At 40.8% G+C, this 20,914-nt stretch carries 21 protein-coding genes; 17 read left to right on the forward strand and 4 right to left on the reverse strand.

What is annotated here, in order from left to right; all coding sequences use genetic code 11:
* Positions 1–348: 348 nt before the first annotated feature.
* The 11 genes from ACTFWY_RS05495 to ACTFWY_RS05545 all read left to right on the forward strand — a co-directional run bounded on the left by ACTFWY_RS05495 (position 349) and on the right by ACTFWY_RS05545 (position 8,149).
* Positions 349–1,386 (forward strand): oxidoreductase, encoded by a 1,038-nt coding sequence (locus ACTFWY_RS05495; protein WP_003125693.1) that lies wholly within the window; start codon positions 349–351, stop codon positions 1,384–1,386.
* 141 nt (positions 1,387–1,527) lie between these two features.
* The gene (locus ACTFWY_RS05500) at positions 1,528–1,845 is read left to right on the forward strand and encodes a PadR family transcriptional regulator (protein ID WP_311828261.1); all 318 of its coding nucleotides are present in this window, start codon (positions 1,528–1,530) and stop codon (positions 1,843–1,845) included.
* A gap of 4 nt (positions 1,846–1,849) precedes the next feature.
* Positions 1,850–2,689 (forward strand): hypothetical protein, encoded by an 840-nt coding sequence (locus tag ACTFWY_RS05505; protein WP_103300268.1) that lies wholly within the window; start codon positions 1,850–1,852, stop codon positions 2,687–2,689.
* Positions 2,690–2,811: 122 nt separating this feature from the next.
* Complete coding sequence (locus ACTFWY_RS05510) at positions 2,812–3,759, forward strand: tocopherol cyclase family protein (RefSeq protein WP_311828262.1); 948 nt, start codon at positions 2,812–2,814, stop codon at positions 3,757–3,759.
* 78 nt (positions 3,760–3,837) lie between these two features.
* Positions 3,838–5,817, forward strand: coding sequence for a S9 family peptidase (locus tag ACTFWY_RS05515; protein ID WP_409535884.1), 1,980 nt, complete (start codon positions 3,838–3,840; stop codon positions 5,815–5,817).
* Positions 5,818–6,137: 320 nt separating this feature from the next.
* Positions 6,138–6,290, forward strand: a complete 153-nt coding sequence (gene rpmG / locus ACTFWY_RS05520; RefSeq protein WP_081132107.1) for a 50S ribosomal protein L33 — start codon at positions 6,138–6,140, stop codon at positions 6,288–6,290.
* Positions 6,291–6,348: 58 nt separating this feature from the next.
* Entirely contained in the window at positions 6,349–6,468 is a 120-nt protein-coding gene (locus tag ACTFWY_RS05525; RefSeq protein WP_021150266.1) for a putative metal homeostasis protein, read from the forward strand.
* 30 nt (positions 6,469–6,498) lie between these two features.
* Positions 6,499–6,678 (forward strand): 50S ribosomal protein L32, encoded by a 180-nt coding sequence (rpmF, locus tag ACTFWY_RS05530; RefSeq protein ID WP_003125700.1) that lies wholly within the window; start codon positions 6,499–6,501, stop codon positions 6,676–6,678.
* A gap of 16 nt (positions 6,679–6,694) precedes the next feature.
* Positions 6,695–7,093, forward strand: a complete 399-nt coding sequence (locus ACTFWY_RS05535) for a hypothetical protein (protein ID WP_170081569.1) — start codon at positions 6,695–6,697, stop codon at positions 7,091–7,093.
* Between the two features lie 200 nt (positions 7,094–7,293).
* Entirely contained in the window at positions 7,294–7,521 is a 228-nt protein-coding gene (locus ACTFWY_RS05540; RefSeq protein WP_003125702.1) for a hypothetical protein, read from the forward strand.
* Positions 7,522–7,747: 226 nt separating this feature from the next.
* On the forward strand, positions 7,748–8,149 hold the full coding sequence (locus ACTFWY_RS05545; protein ID WP_081132103.1) for a NusG domain II-containing protein: 402 nt from the start codon (positions 7,748–7,750) through the stop codon (positions 8,147–8,149).
* Positions 8,150–8,226: 77 nt separating this feature from the next.
* Here the strand turns inward: ACTFWY_RS05545 and ACTFWY_RS05550 are convergent, their stop codons facing one another.
* The 4 genes from ACTFWY_RS05550 to ACTFWY_RS05565 form a co-directional block, all read right to left on the reverse strand.
* The gene (locus ACTFWY_RS05550; protein WP_086269038.1) at positions 8,227–8,502 is read right to left on the reverse strand and encodes a hypothetical protein; all 276 of its coding nucleotides are present in this window, start codon (positions 8,500–8,502) and stop codon (positions 8,227–8,229) included.
* A 135-nt stretch (positions 8,503–8,637) separates the two neighbouring features.
* A complete protein-coding gene (locus ACTFWY_RS05555) occupies positions 8,638–9,783 on the reverse strand; it encodes a cation:proton antiporter (RefSeq protein WP_219645164.1) in 1,146 nt (381 codons plus the stop codon).
* A 186-nt stretch (positions 9,784–9,969) separates the two neighbouring features.
* A complete protein-coding gene (locus ACTFWY_RS05560) occupies positions 9,970–10,782 on the reverse strand; it encodes an alpha/beta hydrolase (RefSeq protein ID WP_311828265.1) in 813 nt (270 codons plus the stop codon).
* Positions 10,783–12,357, reverse strand: coding sequence for a PucR family transcriptional regulator (locus tag ACTFWY_RS05565; protein ID WP_219645165.1), 1,575 nt, complete (start codon positions 12,355–12,357; stop codon positions 10,783–10,785).
* Positions 12,358–12,473: 116 nt separating this feature from the next.
* Between ACTFWY_RS05565 and fdrA the strand changes: the two genes are divergently transcribed.
* The 6 genes from fdrA to allD all read left to right on the forward strand — a co-directional run bounded on the left by fdrA (position 12,474) and on the right by allD (position 20,835).
* Positions 12,474–15,482, forward strand: coding sequence for a DUF1116 domain-containing protein (fdrA, locus tag ACTFWY_RS05570; protein ID WP_103301027.1), 3,009 nt, complete (start codon positions 12,474–12,476; stop codon positions 15,480–15,482).
* The gene (locus tag ACTFWY_RS05575; protein ID WP_138371125.1) at positions 15,475–16,281 is read left to right on the forward strand and encodes a DUF2877 domain-containing protein; all 807 of its coding nucleotides are present in this window, start codon (positions 15,475–15,477) and stop codon (positions 16,279–16,281) included. Before fdrA ends, ACTFWY_RS05575 begins: the two co-directional genes overlap by 8 nt.
* Positions 16,282–16,296: 15 nt before the next feature.
* Positions 16,297–17,547, forward strand: coding sequence for an MFS transporter (locus ACTFWY_RS05580; RefSeq protein WP_311828266.1), 1,251 nt, complete (start codon positions 16,297–16,299; stop codon positions 17,545–17,547).
* Positions 17,544–18,476: a carbamate kinase gene (gene arcC / locus ACTFWY_RS05585; protein ID WP_138371124.1), complete on the forward strand. Its 933-nt coding sequence runs from the start codon at positions 17,544–17,546 to the stop codon at positions 18,474–18,476. The genes ACTFWY_RS05580 and arcC overlap by 4 nt, the downstream gene beginning before the upstream one ends.
* Before the next feature lie 13 nt (positions 18,477–18,489).
* Positions 18,490–19,707: a dicarboxylate/amino acid:cation symporter gene (locus tag ACTFWY_RS05590; protein WP_219645167.1), complete on the forward strand. Its 1,218-nt coding sequence runs from the start codon at positions 18,490–18,492 to the stop codon at positions 19,705–19,707.
* Between the two features lie 66 nt (positions 19,708–19,773).
* A complete protein-coding gene (gene allD, locus ACTFWY_RS05595; protein WP_311828267.1) occupies positions 19,774–20,835 on the forward strand; it encodes an ureidoglycolate dehydrogenase in 1,062 nt (353 codons plus the stop codon).
* Positions 20,836–20,914 lie beyond the last annotated feature (79 nt).

The raw sequence follows: 20,914 nt of genomic DNA on the forward strand, positions 1-20,914 counted from the left end.
TTTCACATCCATTTCCCAGAGTATGTTTCATTATACGAGGTGGCGGCAAAAATACTAGTCTGTTTTTTACTCGTTTTTTCCTGTATAATAACTATAGGGAAAAGAATTGCTGATAGAATTATTAATCAGCAATTCTTTTTTTTTTTTAAATAATAAAGGCTAACTCCATACTTAGCTAACGGGAGACTGTAGTTTTCAGCAAAGTAAATTGACTTTTGGTCTATTCGCCTACTGTTCTTTGATTCATGTTCAAAAAAACAAACTCTTTCTGCTTGTATTTCTATGTGTAACAACTATACTGATAACAAGCAGAAAATGCAATTTAATGAGTAGCGGAGGAATGTCAGTATGTCATTACTATTATCGCCAGTTGAACTGGCGGGGTTATCGTTAGAGAATCGTGTTGTCCTTTCACCAATGTGCATGTATGAAGTGAAAAAAGAGGATGGGATTGCCACGCCATTTCACTTTGTTCACTATGGTGCTCGTGCATTAAGTAAAGTTGGCTTGCTGATCATTGAGTCAACTGCTGTGGAAGCAGATGGACGAATCACCAAGAATGATCTTGGTTTATGGAATGAAGCGCAACAAGTTGAGTTATCAAAACTCGTTGCATTGCTTCATGGTTTCGGTAGCAAAGTGGGGCTTCAGTTGAACCATGCTGGGCGCAAAGCAGCGGATGCAGGTTACCCAATAGCACCTAGCGCCGTTCGCTTTAACGAAAGCTATGCTGTTCCTCACGAAATGACGCTTGCTGAAATCAATCGTGTCCAAGAATCCTTTGTGGCAGCAGCCAAACGTGCGCAAGCTGCTGGCGTAGACATGATTGAATTGCACGGAGCTCACGGATATTTGATTGATCAATTTCTCTCACCAATCGTGAATCAGCGGACAGATGAATATGGCGGATCATTAGCAAGCCGCTATCGTTTCGTCAAAGAAATTGTTCAAGCGGTTCGAGCTGTCTTTGATGGGTCACTTTGGATGCGGTTGTCGTTAACCGATTATGAAACAGAGGATAAACAAAATTCAATCACAGAATGGCAACAAATTGGACAGTGGCTTGAAGCAGATGGGATTGATTGTTTAGATATCTCTACGGGCGGTTTGTTAGATAGAAAGCCAACGATCCCGGTTTATGAAGGGTATCAAACACCTTTTGCAACAGCTATGAAAGCAGCTGTTAAGATCCCAGTGGCTACCGTTGGGATGCTGGATAACCCTAATTTATGTGAACACATTCTGCAAACCAAGCAAGCGGATTTAATTTTACAAGGACGAGCGTTGATTAGAAATATTCACTGGTTGGCAGATGCCGCTACCCAGCTCCACGATCGCTCATTTCAACCTTATAATGATTCCTATGGGCGAGGAATCAAAAGATAATCGAAAACACAGTATGTTTACACGTACTGTGTTTTTATTTTTTTAACTAGTATGCTTTACATACTAGATGCTTTTTGATATACTCAAATCAACTAATAGGTAAAACATACTAGTAGGAGATGATTCGTGGAGGTGAATGTCGTGAGAGAAACGCAACTGTTAAAGGGCGTCTTAGATGGATGTGTCTTGCAGATTATTTCAAAAAAAGAAATTTATGGGTACGAGCTTGTACAAGAATTGAGAGGATATGGTTTTGAAACGATCGTTGGCGGTACCGTCTATCCACTGCTCCAAAAATTGGAAAAGCAGCATCTGATTAAATCAGAACTAAAAAAATCACCAGATGGACCCGATAGGAAGTATTTTTCATTGACCGAAGCTGGAGAAGAGTATCTAGTCAATTTTAAACAGCATTGGGAAAGCTTAGTAAACAAAGTAGCAGGAATAATGGAGGAGTGAGAAAATGAATAAGAAAAAACAACTAGCTTATTACCGAGACAAAACAAATGAGATTTCAAAACAACTGTCAGCAAGCAATCAGAAATATTTTGAAGATTTGAGAGAGTATTTACTTTTTTCTAGCCTGTTTCAAGATGAATATGCTGTGGTTGCTCAAGTCTATGAGATAGCCAATGATTTACTTGAAGCCCAAAATCATGGTGAAACAGCAGAAGAATATTTTGGGAAAAATCCTAAAGAAATGGCAGATGAGCTGTTGCGTAACACACCTAAAAGCCGTTTGATCGATCAGTTGAATTTGATTTATATTATGGTCGGCGTCTCATGGCTGGTCAAACTGTTTAATGACTTTTCTTCTGATAGTGTCTTGCAGTTAAATCTTTATTCTTATGTGACAACTGCTGTTTTTTCAGTCGTTTTGGTCATCCTCTTTTTCTTTGGGGTGCAAAAAACGATTTATTTAAAGCAAGGTTTTTTTCAGAGTAAGTTAAAGAAATTTCTGGTTTTGTGGGTGATAGCGATGGTCTGGATTGGTGGTTTGGTTTTACTGAATCTATATACCCCTAACCTTTTTGTGGTGACGTTATCTTATCCAATGGATATGGTGCTAATGTTGGTGCTATTAGTCGCTGCCTGCGCCTTGATTTTCTTGCGCAAGGAAAAAGACTTTTATCCCGTCGCCTTTATGCTAACGATTTTCGTTATACTTGGAATCCTTCAACGATGGGCCTCCAAAGAGAATTTGACAAATGATAATCGGTTTAAAGGGCTGTTGATTGCATTGCTTGTGGCAGCTTTTGCTGTTTATATCCTTTGGACCAGACGTTCTGCAAAAGATAAGTAAGCCGTGATCGAGAATACGAACAGAAAAATCGTAGATCTTACAATCCTGGATTGGTGAAAACGTCATAACCCATCTTTTATGCCATTCATGCTACACTAGTTATAGCTGAATGGAGGGAATGTATGGCGATTACAACAGATCTTTTTTTTCATGGCAATACGAAGAAAGCTGCATTTTTTGAAGGATGGTATTTCAAACATCAAATTGGGGATGAGGTGTATGCATTTATTCCGGGGCTATCGATTGAATCGGATGGAAGAAAACAGCCATTTATTCAAGTGATCAGCCATGAAGGCTCTCATTATTTTCCTTTTAGTGAAGCGGAATTTTCAGCTGCTGAAGATCAGTTATTAATTAAGATCGGGGAGAATCACTTTAGCGAACAGGGAATTTCGTTATCATTAGAGAGTGCGGAATTATCAGTTAAAGGCACATTGACCTACGGTGCCTTTCATCCAATATCTCGGAGTCGCTATGCCCCAAGTATTATGGGGCCATTTTCCTACCTTTCATTTATGGAATGCTACCATGGTATTTTAAGTATGGCTCATAGCCTCTCGGGAACTTTGCTATGGAATGAGCAGTCACTTGATTTCTCTGAAGGAATCGGGTATCTCGAAAAAGACTGGGGAACATCGTTTCCCGCTGCCTATCTTTGGGCGCAATGCAATCAATTTGAAGCGCCTGATGTCCGATTCTTTTTCTCAGCAGCAGACATTCCTTTTTTAGGAACGGCTTTTTTAGGGATTATTTCAGTCTTACAAATAGGGGATAAAGAATATCGCTTGGCAACGTATTATGGTGCCCGCTTAGATTCTGTGACTCGCAAACAAGGTCGATTAGTGATTATTGTTAGGCAAAAAGGGCTTGAACTAACGATTGAAGTTGCAGAAAAAGAGGGCCATTCCTTGATGGCACCAACGGATGGTGTGATGAATCGAATTATTCGGGAAAGTGCCAGTACGGAGATTTTGCTGACGTTGATAGAAAATGGCCAGACGATTTTCCGACAAACGGGTTTCTCTACCGGTTTTGAAGAATCCGGCATCGTTCGTGGATATACCTATTAAGAATAAAGAGTGAATCCGCTGACATCATGTCAGCGGATTTTGCTATAATGGAATTATCCTAATTTTGGAGGCGGGTAAATGAAAATAAAAAAAGAGTCGTTGTTTGAGTTGAAAAGTGTGGCACAGCCAGTAGTTGCTGGTGAGCGCATATTCTATCTTGAGAATACAGTCAATGAGGAAAAGAATTGCTATGAATCGGAGATATTCAGTGTTGATCGAGTGACAAAAGAATCTCAGGTATGGGGCAACCAATTAAAAAATAGTACCGAGCTAAAAGTTTCTCCCGATGAAAAATGGCTGAGCTTTCTGTCGACAGAGAAAGAAACAGAAAAAAATCAACTAATGATTATGCCGTTAAACGGTGGACGAGCTTCTGTCTTAGTAGCAGAGCAGGGAATCAGCAATTATTTTTGGACAGACGATGCTACAGCGGTCTATTATCAAGTCTCAGCAGATAAATCAAAAGAACGAGTGGATGACTCTGAGAAAAAATACGATACGTCAAAAGAAAAAGCTGCTGAAAACGATTTTCCTAAAATAAAAATGACGACCAAATTAGGCTATCAAGCAGATGGTGCGGGCTTTTTATCTGAGAAAATCACGCGCGTAAAGAAAGTCTTATTAACGACGAAAGAATCAGCAACTATTTTTGAAACAGATCTGGAAATCCATCTTGAAGCAATCATGGAAAAAGAGCAAGGTCTACTCTATACCGCAGAGACGAAACCCGAACGAGAATGGCATTATGGAAGTATGCTGTATGCGTATGATCTGACAACGAATCAGCATCACTCATTTGAATCTGATCTGCCTGAAGGGACTTATTCTTTTGCTGCTTTATCTGGCAACCAATTGCTGCTTTTGGGGAATGACCTAACCTATGGATTTGTTACCCAGGAAGATCTTTATCTCATGGACCTTGAAACAAAGGAAGTAGTCAACCTCTCAAATGAACAAGACCTTGCCATCGGCAATACGATCATCGGTGATTTTCAACAAAAAAATCGTGGTGTTTCAGTAACCTGGATCAACAAACAACAGTTTATCGTACCAGTGACTACTCATGGAAAATTGCAATTGTACCGTGTCGATACGAAAGGACAATGGACATTACTATTTGACCAATTAATGGATATCACTGATGCAGCAAAGATTGATGAAACCCACTTAGCAATCACTTATTCGACACCAACGATCCCAAGTCGACTAGCGGTGCTTGACTTAACTAGTGGCGAGCTAGAACTAGTAGCTGATCCGAATGAAGCTCTGATGAATGACCTGTCGATCAGTGAACCGCAGCGTTTTTGGTATGAGGGAGCAGATGGTTGGCAAATCCAAGGATGGTATCTACCACCGATCGAGACCAGTCAAGAGCACCCTGCGATTTTATATATTCACGGTGGACCGCAAGTTTGCTATGGGGAGACGTTCTTTCACGAAATGCAAGTTCATGCAGCCAATGGTTACGGAGTGATTTTGCTGAATCCTCGCGGTGGGCAAGGCTATGGTCAGGAGTTTGTTCGCTCGATCCTAGGAGATTATGGCAATAAAGATTACCAAGACTTGCTCTTAGGTGTGGAGGACGTGCTTAATCATCATCCAGAGATCGATCCCCAAAAAATTCATGTCGTTGGCGGTAGTTATGGGGGCTTTATGACCAATTGGATCGTAGGGCACACGGATCGTTTCTGCTCTGCCGTCACACAGCGGTCGATCTCCAATTGGATCAGTTTCTATGGAACCAGCGACATTGGACCATTTTTCGTAAAATATCAGTTGCTGCATGACCTAGATGAGTCTAAGACACTCTGGGAAATGTCACCATTAGCGTATGCAGATCATGTCAGCACACCAACGCTTGTTTTACATGGTGAAAATGATCTGCGTTGTCCGCAAGAACAAGGACAACAATTTTATACGGCATTAAAACGGAATGACATTGACACGAAATTGATCCTCTTTCCGCATTCTAGTCATGGCCTTTCTCGCAGCGGGTTGCCCAATTTACGCCTTGAACGGTTGTCGGCTATCACGGAATGGATGAAGACACACGAATAATAAAAAACAAGATACCAGTAAAGTATTGGATAATTACTAGAACAATTTTTAAGAAGTTGTTCTAAAATACCAGCTTGCGGGTATCTTATTTTTTTTGTTAAATCAAAGTTTTTAAAGAGAGAAACAGCTATTTTTATTTCTGGTATTTTATTAAATAGAATTTTTTTCAGAAACGATCAACGACTCATATGAAACATCTTTCATTTATAAAATAACAAAAATATAAAAAAACTTCTTGAATCTTCTACTTTTCTATGATAAGGTTTAAAACGTAATCGTTACGTTTTGTTTTTGAAGAGATTTTTGGAAGGAGTTTGAGGATGCGAAATAATATTATATTGGAATGTGTAGAAACCGGAGAACGACTCTATCTGACTAGCAAAAATCAGCGCAACACACCCTATCGATTGGAATTAAAAAAATATTCACCAAAACTACGGCGAAAAGCAATTTTTCGTGAAATAAAGAAGTGAGTAAAGAATACAGATGAATCTTAAAGAGAGAAGTAGGACGATAAAGGAGGAAAAATGATTGGAAAAAACAGATCTGGCAAGTGCTTATCGCCGCTTGAAAAGTCCAAATATCAAGACTCGCAAGCGTGCGCTAAAAATTATCCATGAATACAAGCGGAACAAGAAAAAAATTAGCTAACGAAACTATTTTTCCAAGAAAGGATTAAAAATGGCAGTACCAGCTAGAAAAACTTCAAAGGCAAAGAAAAACCGGCGGCGGAGAAATCAACAATTGAAGAAGCCAGCCATCCATTTTGACAGTACCAGTGGGAATTATACACGAAGTCACCATGTGTCATTAAAGGAATATCTTTTGAAGAAACCGATCATAACGAAAGCAAATGACTGAAAGGAAGTAGAGAATAATGATGATCCAATATCCATCATTGGTTGAAGAGGCTTATTGCTACCAAAAGAAAGTTGATCCGACAGTCACTAAAGCAGAAATTTTTCAGCTGTTATATCACAAAGGATTGATTGGGCCAAAGGGTGAACCAACCAAAGAAGCATTAGATTCAGGTTACGTAAAGGATTATACAGAGTCCATGGACCTGACATACACTGACTTCTTGATTCTTTATCCAGTATTTGCCAGGTTTTCGGCTGACCATTTCAAAAAGATCGACCATTTCTGGGAAATGGATCGAACACTGCAAGAAAGGATTTTAGGTGAAGTAGAAATGAATCAGTTTACAGAGGATGAATTGATTGATTTATCGGCTTATTTTGAAGACCGTAGATTATCAGAACCAACTATCGAATAGAAAGATCAATTGAAAAAAGCTTTTTTTCAATAGAAGATATGCAAATACTTTAACAAAAAAACGGTGTTGTTTTCCATCCGAAAAATAGTCCTTCCTACTTTCGTTTTTCTTTTGGAGATATTAAAACTGGGAAAAACAAAGCAAATCAATTTGGTTTTTAAATAGAAGTTGCTACAATAAGATTCAGGAGGGGAAGTACAATGAAAAAAATTGAAGATGTGAAAGAAACTGAGGTGCTTGCCAAAGCCTATATCGCTGTAAAAGGGTATCAAGACCAAATCAATGTTTCAGGGGATGAAGTAAGTTTTTCCGGAGAAGTCGACAGTGGTAAGCATGATGGGGTACCAAGCAAATTACCCGATACAGAAGATGAAATCAAACAAGCAATCGATCAAATGATTGAAACCATTAAAAAAGAAACGATTTAAGTAGCCACAGCTGACAATGATGCAAAAACAGGAAGCATCCATTGAAACGCATGATGAGCACAACCAATCATTTATGATTTTAATTGTATTCAATAAAAAGGCATTGGCAAAATCAGGTGATTTTTGCCAATGCCTTTTTATTCAATTATTGAAATCAGCAAAGGACATAACTAGACGACTAGCTGTTTTAAAGAAAAAACAGTAAAAAAAGAAAGAGGTGATACGAATGAGGCTGCTAGATTCTTTTATTCGTTTATTAAAACCCTTTGATTACCTCCTCTTTGCTGCATTGATTGTAGGATCTTTTCTGCCATTCTTTTTCTCTGCACAAGCTGCGGAGAATACAGGTGATCGTTACGCGATCGTTCGAATCAACGGGCAAGAGGTTGACCGATTCAATCTCGAACAAATTGAATCATTGACAAAAACGTATGCTCCGTCTGGAAAACAATATAATATTATCGAAATAAATAACGGAAAAATTCGTGTGAAAGAAGACAATAGTCCAGATCAGATTGCTGTTAAAACTGGCTGGATCTCTCAAAATGGACAAACCAGTATTTGTTTACCTCATAAATTAGTGATCGAGATCTATCAGGCAGGAAGCGATGACTATTATATTTACTGATTGAGACCGTCTGGATTGAATAGTATTTATCGTAGAAGCAGTTGAAAAGTGCTCTTGCCAGTCATTCTAAACAAGAGTTAGTTCTGCCTTTTTGAATGATCAGCAACTCGTCTTTGTTCTTCTAAAAAATAGTTGAATGTTTCGTCATTGTTTCCGGTAATATCGATGGTGCCTCTATTGATTTTAACGAGTGCACCATTCGCACCGCCGGATCCGGTATCGACCATGGGGTGCCACCCTTTATGAGGATCTTTTCCTCTTTCACGTAATTCAAAGTTCTTTTTTCTTAAAATCAGTTTTTTTTGCTCTTTTTTCTTTTGGTGATTTTCAATGGAGTTCTTGATGATTTTCATGAGAATACGCCCTTTCACGATGTGTTGTCGGCCTTTTGATCCTATATAGCTTTATTGTAATGTTTTTTTGCTTTAAATACAATAAAACACCTTCTCAATTCAGTTGAGAAGGTGTTTTGCCTTTTACGAATTGCATCAATAGATTTTTTTTGTAAAATATTTCAAAATCAGTGGGGAGATCAGTGTGCTCAATAAAACCACAATTACTAAGGGTGAATAAAGAGCAGGTGTGATCAAGTTATTTTGTTGTCCGATTTGTAAAATGATCAGAGCCATTTCGCCGCGAGATATCATCCCTGCACCAACCATCCAAGCACTATTGTTGGAGAACTGAGCGATTTTTCCGCCAGCAAAGCCTCCGACAAGTTTAGTCAAAATAGCTACTACCGTAAAGGCTAAGATAAAGAGTAATTGCTCATTCAACAAAGAAAAGTCTACTTCTAAGCCGACACTAACAAAGAATACTGGAATAAACACGGCATATCCCAATGCTTCTACACTGTGTTCCACTTCTTCTTTGACTTTTGTTTGGCTAACAGCGATCCCGGCAAAGAAAGCACCAATCACAGAGCTCAAACCGACTAAGTCAGCAAGATAAGCCATACCTAAACAGATGATCAGAGACATGATGATGACTGAGGCATTGGCAAAGAGCTTTTCTGCTAAAGAAAGTAAGAACGGCGCAATCCATTTAACAAGTAAGAAGATCAAAACAAAATAAATAAGTTCTACAAATAGTGTGACAGGCAAAGGGGTGCTTTGCGTACCCGAACCTCCCAAAAAGGAAAGGCTGAGGCTCAATACCAAAACAACCAAAATATCGTCGACAACTGAGGCGCCTAGAATCGTCGAACCCTCTTTGGTATTAACAACATTTAGTTCTTTGAGTACCTCGACAGAGATGCTGACAGAAGTTGCTGCTAGAACAATACCAAAAAAGAAGGCTTCCGTTCCGCTGCTTTGAAATCCGATACCTGTGAGATAGCCGAATAACATCGGGAAGAGGATCCCCAAGATCGCTACAAACATTCCAGGGCGAAAATAGCGTTTCAGTAAAGAAATATCACTTTCTAAACCAGCTAAAAACATTAGCAAAATAACACCGATCTCAGAAAAATCGTGTACTAAAATGTCTGGATGTACCCAATTAAGTCCTGCACCTCCTAATAAAACACCAGCCAACAATTGCCCAATTACAGCAGGGACGCCCATCCGTCTTGCTATATGAGAGAAAAGAGTTGTTGTGAGGAGGATTAGGCATAAGATACCCACAAATTCCATTAAATTCATCCTTCTTTCTTTCAAATAATCATTTTTAGTATAGCATGTAACCAGCAATCTTGGTGTAAGTAAGCATTGTTTGCTGATTTTCAAGTTGAAAGAGAAGAAAAATTGATCAAAGGCAGCAGAGAGTTCTTTTTATAACACTCTGCTGCCTGTCAAAAATGATTTTGTTTTAGTTTTTTGTCAGTGGTCATTTAACCAGATATTTAAACGGGAAAAAACCATTTGGACTTGGTCATCATCTGTTTCTTTCAGGAAGTCATGCGGCAGGTCATAAACAGCTATAAATTTACTATCTGGAATTTTCTTTAATGCCTTACTATAGCGAAATGGGACTTCTTCATCGGTACTGCTGGCTGTACTAAAAACAGGAGGAAAGAGTTGTAGCTCTTCCGCTGGGAGCGCATAATCCGTCAACTGATTGGAGGAAATGCCATATACCTCAGTCAATTTTTGTTGCTGAAGTGCATAAATATAAAAGAGATAACGCTGAAACTGGGGATCATCCCATACTTTCTCTGTTAACTCGATTTTTGGCAGAAGGGACTCAGACAATGGTGGTTGAGTCGTCTGACGAGAAGTTTCAATGAAAGCTAAGTCTGTATAGCCATAAAAGTTAATTAGGCTTTCGGGCATTGGCAGTTTTTCAGCAAAAATTTTTTTCGTCAGTGCCATCATCAAATACCCACCCGCTGAACGACCGCAGATTCGATAAGGGTGCTCCTTGATTACTTTCGCTTTTAATTCCAAGAAATTCTCCCAGGTAGCGGCAATAATTTCAGAAAGTGAACTGTTTGGTGCCAACAAATAGTCCATAGATAGGATCGTATAGTTGTGTTCATGAAACAATTCGATCAATGGTTTGGGAATATCCTGCCGACTGCCGTAAACGAATCCGCCACCATGCAAGTAAATCAGATAGCTCTCTTGCTCAATGGAATCAGCAGGGTAAAGACTAACTGAGGCACCGGTAGATAATAAAAAGTCTGTTTTCATTTATAAACGACTCCTTTTCTTCAATTCTAATAAATACGTACCGATTTCATAATTGACCAATTGGATAGGATTTGTCAAATCAATCTCCAGCAACTGCTCGATTTTGTTGAGACGATAGCGAATCGTTTTCGAATGCAGAAAAAGAGCCTCGGCAGTTTTCTTGTAATTGCGGTTGCTGATAAAAAAAGTATAGAAAGTAGCGAATAATTCCTCGTCTTCTTCTGACATTTGGTACAACTTTGGGGGAATGCTTTGCTGCAGTCGTTCCAACTGATTTTCTTTGATAAAGGAGCTAAAGATTCCTAAATCACTGTAAGTTAAGATCGGTCCTAGATAGAACTGGCGGTTGAAGCGAATGGCATCGAGACATTGGGGCAAGATTTCCTTGATATGTTCTTTAGTGAAGACTTCGCTGACTGCTAAGCAAGCAGATTCTTCTGATAAGAGAGAGACTTCAAATTGTTTTTCCAAGTTCTTTTTACTGATTTCTTGGGCTAGCTGCTGAAAATTATACAGGACGACTAAATAATTATGATGCTCAAAAAACACATGGGCAGTTTTCAATGCCCGTAATTTGTGCAGGACAGCTATTTTTCTTTGCTTATCTTTAAAGGTATTGGAGGCAAAAGCAATTCCTTGGTAGTAATCATAACGATCTAATTGTGCCTCTTGCAGCAATGCAGCTAATTCTTCGGAATTATTCGGTGTACTTTGCAAAATGGCTTCGGCCAGATTATTCATCCGATTATAGCGCTCTTTTTTTAGAAGATATTCCATTTGCAGCCGTTCGTAAATAACGTCTACGACATTCTCGATAATCATGACCTTTGCTTCGGGGATCTGAGAATCTTTTTGATAAACGATCAATGTACATAAGTCATTGAATGGGTTGATGATATCCACTTTGATTGCAGTGACATACTGATTGTTCTCATGAGAAAAAAGCTCTAGATATTCATAATGATTTTTTGTGAATTCGATGGTTTTCATTGGTTCACTCTTTGTGACTACATAATTCTTAAAGGATTGACCGATCGCAACTTGAACATCCAAATGGGGGATCCGTAATGAACAAGGTTTTTCGATCAACTGATAAAACTCTTGCATGATCTGCTCAAAGGACGAATGGTTGCGTTCAACCTTCATGAAACGCTGACGGACCTCATAGTAGGTTCGCAAGAGATGTGTTTGGTGATTCAAAAGCGGTTCATAAACAGCCAACATGATTGCTTCGTAACTAACATCTTGCTGTACTTTGATCAATGGGATCTGATAATCAAAACTAAGACCAATGATCCATTCAGGAATCATTGGAATCAGGCGATCGACTTTGACGACTAACCCACTGACCCCAATCTGCTGCATCTTTTCAAAAAAAACACGCAACTGATCCATAGAAAGATCCGTGAAGGCATAGAATGAAGTCAAGATCAACTGATCTTTCTTACTCCATTTTTCAATATCGATGGCTTCAAGCACCATGACAGAGGCCACCGGATTTGTTAAACCAATCGTGCCAGTCAGTGTCTTGCTATCTTTGAAAAGCGGCAGCTCAATCAATTCTTTTAATTGCATAAGATTCTCCTTTTTCCCCTTTTGGATAAAAAGTATAGCATTTTTTTAGACTTTTATCCAATGAAAACGCAAACAAGTCGCGTTAGAATAAAAATATAAGAAAAGGAGGAGAACAAATGTTAAACACAGTGATCTTAAAGAACAACTATCAAGATTCGATCAATCTCATGTTGTTGACGAATACGATCAATGATCTTGATGGCGTGACAATGAGTCAGATCATGATGGGGACAGATGCAAACAAAGATATTTTAAATAACACTGGCTTGCTGACGCCTGAAGCAGAAGCTGCTTCCCCGAATGACATGATGATCGTTGTCGACAGTGAAGACGAGCAAATCATGGAGGAAGTTTTACCGGCGATCGATACCTTTCTAGCTGATCTTTCCGCTAAAGGTGACGACAAAGAGAAACCTGCTGCAGCTTCTTGGCAAGAAGCACTGACTGCTTTGCCGGATGCCAATGTGGCGTTGTTCAGTATTCCGGGAGAATATGGCGCAGCCGAGATGGAAAAGGCTTTGAAGAATGGTCTGCATGTTTTTTCTTTTACGGACAATGTAGCTATTGAAGATGAAGTTCGCTTAAAGAAATTAGCGCATGAAAAAGGACTATTAATGATGGGACCAGATTGCGGAACAGGGATTATCTCTAGTATCCCGATTGCCTTCACTAATGTGGTTTCACCTGGAAATATTGGTGTAGTTGGTGCATCAGGGACAGGGATCCAAGAAGTCACAACGATCATCGATCGTCTAGGTGGCGGGGTAGTACATGCAATCGGAACTGGTGGACGTGATCTCAGTGATAAGGTGGGAGCCATCACTGTGAAAGATGCGATCGTCGCTCTGGAAAATCATGAACCAACCGATGTGATTTGTGTCATCTCGAAGCCACCTGCAAAAGAAGTGCGGGATGAAGTCGTTCAATTGCTGCAAAGTATCAGCAAGCCAGTCGTTGCTATTTTCTTAGGTGAAAAACCTGAAGCCCATGAAGGAAAAGTTTACTTGGCACACACATTGGAAGAAACTGCACAAATCGCTGTTGATTTAGCAAATGAAGAAGCTGTCAAACGGAATTATTTTACAAAATTGGACAAACCAAACGTATCCACTTTAGACAAAGACAAAGTTGTTAAAGGCCTTTATTCTGGCGGCACACTAGCTGCTGAAGCGGGCATGTTGATTTCGGAAGCGTTGAACTTAGAAGGTTTAGTCAAGCAAGAAGGATATATTTTGCATTCTCACGGCTACGATGTGATCGATTTAGGCGATGATATTTATACGCAAGGAAAACCTCATCCAATGATCGATCCAGAGGTACGGATTCAAAAAATCGAAGAGTATGCAGAGGATGAACAAACAGGAATTATTTTGTTCGACGTGGTTTTAGGTTACGGTGCACATGAAGATATGGTCGGAGCATTGCTACCTGCCATCGAAGCAGCACAAACAACAGCTAAAACAGCTGGGCGTGATCTTTACTTCGTGGCTACAGTCTGCGGAACCACGAAAGATCCGCAAAATTATCAAGATGCAGTCGATCGCTTGAAAGCAGCGGGGGTTTATGTAGCAGAAAGCAACGCGAAAGCTGTTCAATTAGCACTCTTGTTAAAAGGTGTCGAAATGTCAGAAGCAGATAAAGCGGTGGAAGACTACACGGGGACAACGATTGATGTACCAACGGTTAGTGAGCAAGTGATGGAATTATTGACAACAAAACCGCGAATCATCAATGTCGGCTTACAAAGTTTTAATGAATCGATCTTGCAATATGGTGGACAAACGGAGCAATTTAACTGGCGTCCTAGAGCGAGCGGCAATAAAAAAATGATTCGCATTCTGGATGCACTGGAAGATTTTGAGGATCAAATTGCAGCGGACAACCAAGAAGTGACAGACAAAATCAAGAATGCTCAACCTTTCTTGATCGATGTGGTACCTGCTAAAACAGTCATTGCTGAACTAAATGAGCAGCAAAAAACGTTATTACATGCTGGACCTCCAATCGAGTGGTCAGAAATGACTGGACCGATGCAAGGTTCTTGTATTGGCGCGGCGTTATTTGAACGGTGGGCAACGAATGAAGAAGAAGCACGCCGGTTGTTGGAAAGCGGAGAAGTTCGTTTCATGCCTTGTCATCATGTACAAGCTGTTGGCCCGATGGGTGGAATCACTTCTGCAAACATGCCTGTCTTTGTGGTTGAAAATCGTCTGACAGGAAATCGTGCTTACTGTATTTTGAACGAGGGTATCGGCAAAGTGTTACGTTTTGGTGCTTATTCCCAAGAAGTCATTGATCGCTTGGATTGGATCAAAGATGTTTTAGGACCGACGATCGCTAAAGCATTGCAGTTGACAGAAGAAGGCATCAATTTGAATGTCTTGATCGCGCGTTCGATCACGATGGGGGATGAATTCCACCAACGAAACATTGCGGCCTCATTGAACTTCTTGAAAGAAATTTCGCCACTAATCATTCAAACAGATATTCCGGAAGATCAAAAGTACGAAGTTATCAAGTTCTTAGCAGATACTGATCAATTCTTCTTGAACATCATGATGGCTACCGGTAAGGCCATCGTTGACGGTGCTCGTTCAGAAACAAAAGGGACAGTAGTGACAACGATGACCCGTAACGGTGTCAATTTTGGGATTCGTATCGCAGAAACAGAGGACGAATGGCACATTGCCCCGGTCAATACGCCAAAAGGTCTGTACTTTACCGGCTTTACTGAAGCAGACGGTAATCCTGATATCGGAGACAGCGCCATTACGGAAACCGTCGGTGTTGGGGCAATGGCCATGGTTGCTGCACCAGGCGTGACGCGTTTTGTCGGTGCCGGCGGTTTTGAAGATGCCTTGGAAACATCGAATGAAATGGCAAAAATTTGTCTGGGACACAATTCGACATTTTCGATCCCAACATGGGACTTCCAAGGAACATGTTTAGGAATCGACATTCGAAAAGTAGTCGAAACAGGGATCACACCAGTGATCAATACTGGAATCGCCCACAAAGAAGCTGGAGTAGGACAAGTTGGTGCGGGAACGGTTAGAGCACCTCTAGGCTGTTTTGAAAATGCTCTAACAGCTTATGCGAAGAAACTAGGGATCGACGTTGACTGAAAAAATCGTTGCGAGTGATTACCTGTCTCCGATCCAGCAATTTGGAGGAATGGGGAAAATCCATAGTGTATTTGATCGTTCATTTAATATTCAAGTCAATGAACAGTTGATCAACATCAATAATTACCGCAGCTATCTGGCAGGATTTGGGATGTATTTACCTGAAGAACAGTTTCGGGCAATCATGCCTTATGTGGAGCCGGGAAATTTAGTCAAGATACGTAGTCATAGTTTGACATTTTATAGTACCAAAGGAACGATTGTTTTGCCTTTGACAGATGTTGCTTTTGTTTCGCTGCAAGTGAAGGACCTTACCTTCACTGCAGCGGAGCGAAACAGCTTAAAAGAAATACTGACCCAGCAAAATTTAGTAGAAAAAATTGGACTTCCTTTAGAAAAACGAGCCTTAGAAATTTTTGAAGCGTTGCGGCATCCCGAGCCAGATTGGCAGCAAGTGACTGCTTATCTAATTGGCCGAGGGAAGGGATTGACACCTAGCGGAGATGATCTATTGGTTGCTTACCAAGCAATGCTTTATGCCTTTGACCAACCAGTGGAGAAGTTAGCAACTGCTCTAGCGGTTCCTTTGTCTACTACTGATGTCAGTAAAGCCTATATTTCCGCCTCTATCAAAGGTTATGTCAATTCATTGATCTATCGATTATTGACTGATTTGAAAAGCCAAGATCAGCAGCTGATCGAAAAAGATGTAAAGGATGTCATGAAAATCGGCCATTCATCGGGCATTGATCTGTGTTTTGGCATGCTGCTAGCATTGGAATCAATCACTTTAGAATAGAAAAGAGGAGAAATCATGGAATCTATCAACCAGCGACCAGCTGAAAAAGTAAGTAACAATTATTGGAAAAAAGTTGTTGCCATTTTCTTTGTGGGTTGGATCTTAATGTATGCCACAAGGACGATCTTTAATCCAATCATGGGTGTGATCGGAGAACAATTCAATTTAAGCAATACGCAACTAGGTCTAGCAAATAGTATCTTCTTCTTGACCTATGCCATCGCCCAAATTCCTTTTGGGATCGTTGGGGACAAAATCGGTCGAAAGCTAGTCATTGCCATTGGGTTTGTACTGCTGGCCGTGACCACGTATTTCAGTGGATTAGCTACGAGTTTTGTCTTGTTTTTAGTCATTCGCGCACTTGCCGGTATCGGTCAAGGTGCGTATTATGGGCCTCAATACGCGTTATCAACAGAAGCGATTCCAGATAACAAACGAACCGTTGGGAATGCGATTATCAACAGCGGAATGGCTTTTGGGACTTCTGGCGGGTATCTATTGTCAAGTAAACTTGTTTTGGATAATGGCGATCATTGGAGCAAACCATTCTTTATCATGGCGATCCCAACATTGATTCTCGGTATCTTGTTTTACACGGTATTGAAAGAGAAAGTCATCCGTCCTGAAGATGAAGAAAAAGTGGTTAAAGAAGAAGGACCAAAAGAAAAAATCTCTCTTAAACAAATTTTTTCTAATCGTAATTTAGTGGCTGCCTTTATCTTATGTTTTACTAGCATTTATGCAAATTTTGTTATCATTACATGGTTACCACAATTTTTGATCGCAGAACGTGGATTTGAAGGAGCAAGTGTTGGATTTATTGCTTCTCTCGTCCCATGGGCTTCGATTCCTGGTGCCTTGATTTTTGCTCGGTTGAACGACAAAACAGGAGCAACGAAAAAACTGGTGTATTTCTTGGTATCCCTTGCGACACTTTCAGTTTTTGCGATTGCCTTTGTTACAGACCGCACGATATTGATCGCCGTGTTGATTTTGTATGGATTGACGGGCAAGCTTGCTCTTGATCCAATCGTGGTGACATTTGTAACGAAAAATGCACCAGCCGGAGCGTTAGGCACGACGCTTAGTGCCTACAACTTCATCGGAATGTCTGGTTCGATCCTCGCGCCATATGTCACAGGATTTTTAGCAGATTCATTAGGATCAATGCAAGTCGGTTTTTACTTATCGTGTGTGTTGCTGCTGATCGGATTAGGAATATTTGCCGTATTAGCGAAGGAAAATGAGAAGGAGACAGTAAAATGAGTTTAAATGTGATCGCACTAGGCGGAAATGCCATTTTGGATAAAGACCCTAGTGATAGTGGACAAAAAGCGGTAGTTGCTCAAGCAGCCAAATATATTGCTGATTTTGTTGAAAAAGGCGAACAAGTGATTTTGTGTCATGGAAATGGCCCACAAGTCGGTAATTTGCTGCTTCAGCAAAGAGCTGCTGAAAGCGAAAAAAATCCACAGCTGAAATTGGATACCTGTGTTGCGATGACGCAAGGAAGTATCGGCTATTGGTTGCAACATGCACTAACCAATGAATTTGCCCAACGGGGTGTGCCGCAATCCGTGATTTCTTTAATCACACAAGTCAGAGTGGATAAAAACGATCCTTCTTTCCAAAAACCATCGAAACCGATTGGTCCTTTTTATGATAAAGAAGAAGCGGAAGCAGCGATGGCTAAAACCGGGGGTGTCTATCAAGAAGATGCCGGACGGGGCTACCGAAAAGTGGTTCCTTCTCCGATGCCACAAGAAATCGTCGAAAAAGACGTGATCAAGACCCTAGTCGATGCCGGTGTAATCACGATTTGTGCTGGAGGTGGTGGGGTACCTGTTTATCAAGAAAATCAGCACTATGTTGGCGTGGAAGCAGTCAATGACAAAGATTTTGCAGCCAAGGTTTTGGCAGACAATGTCCAAGCAGATCGTCTGATTATTTTAACGGGTGTTGATAATATCTACATTAACTACAATCAACCAGACCAACAAGCTCTCAAAGAAATCACTGTCGAGCAAGCAGAACAGTATATTGAAGAAGGACACTTTGCTGCTGGCAGTATGTTACCGAAGATCCAGGCAGCCATCGGCTTTGTAAACGAGGATGCGTCAAGGACAGCGATCATTACCTCAATTGAAAATTTAGCTGTACTTGATCAACAGGTAGGGACTATACTCCGCAAATAAAGAGGGGATCAAGGTGAAAATAAAAAAAATACCAATGGTCACACAAATCGTTATTGCTGTTTTGTTGGGGATCGTTTTTGGATTACTGTTTTCACAAGCGGGCGTTCACTTAAAAATCGTTGGCGATATTTTTCTACGGCTCATGCAAATGGCAATACCGGTATTGATCTTAGGGCAAATCATTCAGGCTGTTGGGGGCATTGCCCCCAAAGAATTGACACGGTTAGGTGGGAAAACAATCGCGGTCTTCGGGATTTCCTCCTTACTTGCTGCGGCTTGGGGTGTCGCAATGGCAGTTTTCTTTACCCCTGGTAAAGGGATCGATTTTTCACAAACGGCTGCTGACACTGTCCAAGCGCAAGAAATCTCACCATCGGAGACGCTGATCAATTTTATTCCTACCAATATTTTCGATGCCTTGTCAAAAGGATCGATTATTCAGATCATCGTTTTTGCCCTGTTTTTTGGGATTGCTTTAAATCGTTTTTTGCAAAAGAATCCGCAGTCGCAATTATTAACAATCATTGTTGACTTGAATGAAGTCGTGCTGACGATCATCCGCTATGTCATGATTTTAGCGCCCATCGGGATCTTTGCGCTGATTGCTTCAACGATCAGTTCTTTGGGGTTACAGATCATTTTACCTCTAGGAAAGTATCTTCTAATCTATGGGTTAGCCACACTGACGTTTCTTGCCATATGGATTGTTGCTTTGATGATCTATTGTCGCGTGAATCCATGGCGCTTGATCCAAAATATGAAAAATATGACCATTATGGCATTAGCGACTACCTCGTCCGCCATCACATTACCGGTCGCTATGGAAGAAGCCCAACATAAGCTGGGATTAAGCAGCCGTATCGCAAATCTAGTCTTACCACTAGGAATGTCTTTAAATAGTAATGGTTCTGCGATGCATATGGCGATCACAGTGATGACGATTGCCCAGATGTATCAAATGCCTTTTGATTTGATCCAAATGATTACAGTGGCTGTCACTGCAACATTCGTGTCCTTGGCGAATGCAGTTGTTCCGGGAGCTGGCCTCGTTTCACTGGCGATTGTCGTCCCTCAATTAGGACTCCCAATCGAGAGTATCGCGATTTTTGCTGGTGTAGAATGGTTTGTCGGTATGCTGCGAACGATTTTGAATGTCAATTCAGATGTTTATTCTGCGATGATCATTGCGAAATCTGCGGATGAATTGGACTATCAGATATTTAATCAATAAGAGAAAGGAGAAGTCGCTGTTGTCACTATCAGGTACTTCTCCTTTATTGTTAAAGGAGGATTCACGATGGAAGAACTAGTCACTCTTTCTATTACTCAATTGGAAGAATTGATGAAGAAAAAACTGATCGCTGCTGGGTTGCCGCAAGAAGCTGCCAGCGAAACGGCGAAACATTTAGCTATTGCAGATGCAACAGGTGTCCATTCCCACGGTGCTGTACGCATGGACTATTATGCCGAAAGGATCGCTAAAGGCGGAATCACATTGGCGCCCAAATTATCTTTTGAGAAAACCGGCCCTGCTACAGGGATTTTTCATGGCGACAATGGCATGGGACAATACGTCTGTAATGAAGCGATGAAGATTGCGATCCATCTTGCCAAAGAAGCTGGAATTGCCTATGTCGGTGTCGAACAAACCAGTCATAGTGGTACCATGGCTTATTATGTCAAAAAAGCGGCAGAAGAAGAGTTGATCGCATTAGCGATGTGTCAATCAGATCCAATGGCAGTTCCCTTTGGCGGTACCCGCAATTACTTTGGCACGAACCCAATTGCATTTGCTGCGCCACGAGCGGGACATGAACCCATTGTTTTTGATATGGCTACCACCGTTCAAGCGTGGGGCAAAATACTCGATGCCCGAGCCAAAAATCAGCCGATCCCAGAAAATTGGGCAGTGGACGAGATAGGACAACCAACCACAGATCCTACGGCCGTTAAAGGATTATTACCGATCGCTGGCGCCAAGGGCTATGGCTTGATGATGATGGTGGATATTTTAGCCGGTTCACTGTTAGGACTGCCTTTCGGGAAACATGTATCTTCTATGTATGCCGATCTCACTGAAAAAAGACGCCTAGGACAAATGTTTCTAGTCATTGATCCCAAACGCTTTACAAATCTTTCGGCATTTAAAGAACAGATGGATCAAATGGTAAATGAATTACATGAAATTCCGCCTGTAGAAGGGCAATCAGAGGTCTATTATCCAGGTGAGATCAGTCAACTACAGTTTGAGAAAGCAAAGCAAGATGGCGTACAGATTCCGCGTTCCATCTACGAGTACTTGATCAGTGAGACCATCCACCAGAATAAGTATGGAGGGCAAGATGCATTTGCGAAGTAGGTGCTGAACTATTTTATAGTGGAAAATAACGAATAGGTATACGTCTTAAAAAGAAGATAAACATACGTATTGAGGATAC

Origin of the sequence: Enterococcus sp. 125944 (assembly GCF_051909435.1) — a bacterium.
GTDB lineage: Bacteria > Bacillota > Bacilli > Lactobacillales > Enterococcaceae > Enterococcus_D > Enterococcus_D gallinarum.

Bases quoted from the DNA above. Each gene is read 5' to 3' on its own strand.
- ACTFWY_RS05495 (WP_003125693.1), top strand. From the start codon at position 349: ATGTCATTACTATTATCGCCAGTTGAACTGGCGGGGTTATCGTTAGAG.
- ACTFWY_RS05505 (WP_103300268.1), top strand. From the start codon at position 1,850: ATGAATAAGAAAAAACAACTAGCTTATTACCGAGACAAAACAAATGAG.
- ACTFWY_RS05510 (WP_311828262.1), top strand. From the start codon at position 2,812: ATGGCGATTACAACAGATCTTTTTTTTCATGGCAATACGAAGAAAGCT.
- ACTFWY_RS05515 (WP_409535884.1), top strand. From the start codon at position 3,838: ATGAAAATAAAAAAAGAGTCGTTGTTTGAGTTGAAAAGTGTGGCACAG.
- rpmG (WP_081132107.1), top strand. From the start codon at position 6,138: ATGCGAAATAATATTATATTGGAATGTGTAGAAACCGGAGAACGACTC.
- rpmF (WP_003125700.1), top strand. From the start codon at position 6,499: ATGGCAGTACCAGCTAGAAAAACTTCAAAGGCAAAGAAAAACCGGCGG.
- ACTFWY_RS05535 (WP_170081569.1), top strand. From the start codon at position 6,695: ATGATGATCCAATATCCATCATTGGTTGAAGAGGCTTATTGCTACCAA.
- ACTFWY_RS05540 (WP_003125702.1), top strand. From the start codon at position 7,294: ATGAAAAAAATTGAAGATGTGAAAGAAACTGAGGTGCTTGCCAAAGCC.
- ACTFWY_RS05545 (WP_081132103.1), top strand. From the start codon at position 7,748: ATGAGGCTGCTAGATTCTTTTATTCGTTTATTAAAACCCTTTGATTAC.
- ACTFWY_RS05550 (WP_086269038.1), bottom strand. From the start codon at position 8,502: ATGAAAATCATCAAGAACTCCATTGAAAATCACCAAAAGAAAAAAGAG.
- ACTFWY_RS05555 (WP_219645164.1), bottom strand. From the start codon at position 9,783: ATGGAATTTGTGGGTATCTTATGCCTAATCCTCCTCACAACAACTCTT.
- ACTFWY_RS05560 (WP_311828265.1), bottom strand. From the start codon at position 10,782: ATGAAAACAGACTTTTTATTATCTACCGGTGCCTCAGTTAGTCTTTAC.
- ACTFWY_RS05565 (WP_219645165.1), bottom strand. From the start codon at position 12,357: ATGCAATTAAAAGAATTGATTGAGCTGCCGCTTTTCAAAGATAGCAAG.
- fdrA (WP_103301027.1), top strand. From the start codon at position 12,474: ATGTTAAACACAGTGATCTTAAAGAACAACTATCAAGATTCGATCAAT.
- ACTFWY_RS05580 (WP_311828266.1), top strand. From the start codon at position 16,297: ATGGAATCTATCAACCAGCGACCAGCTGAAAAAGTAAGTAACAATTAT.
- arcC (WP_138371124.1), top strand. From the start codon at position 17,544: ATGAGTTTAAATGTGATCGCACTAGGCGGAAATGCCATTTTGGATAAA.
- allD (WP_311828267.1), top strand. From the start codon at position 19,774: ATGGAAGAACTAGTCACTCTTTCTATTACTCAATTGGAAGAATTGATG.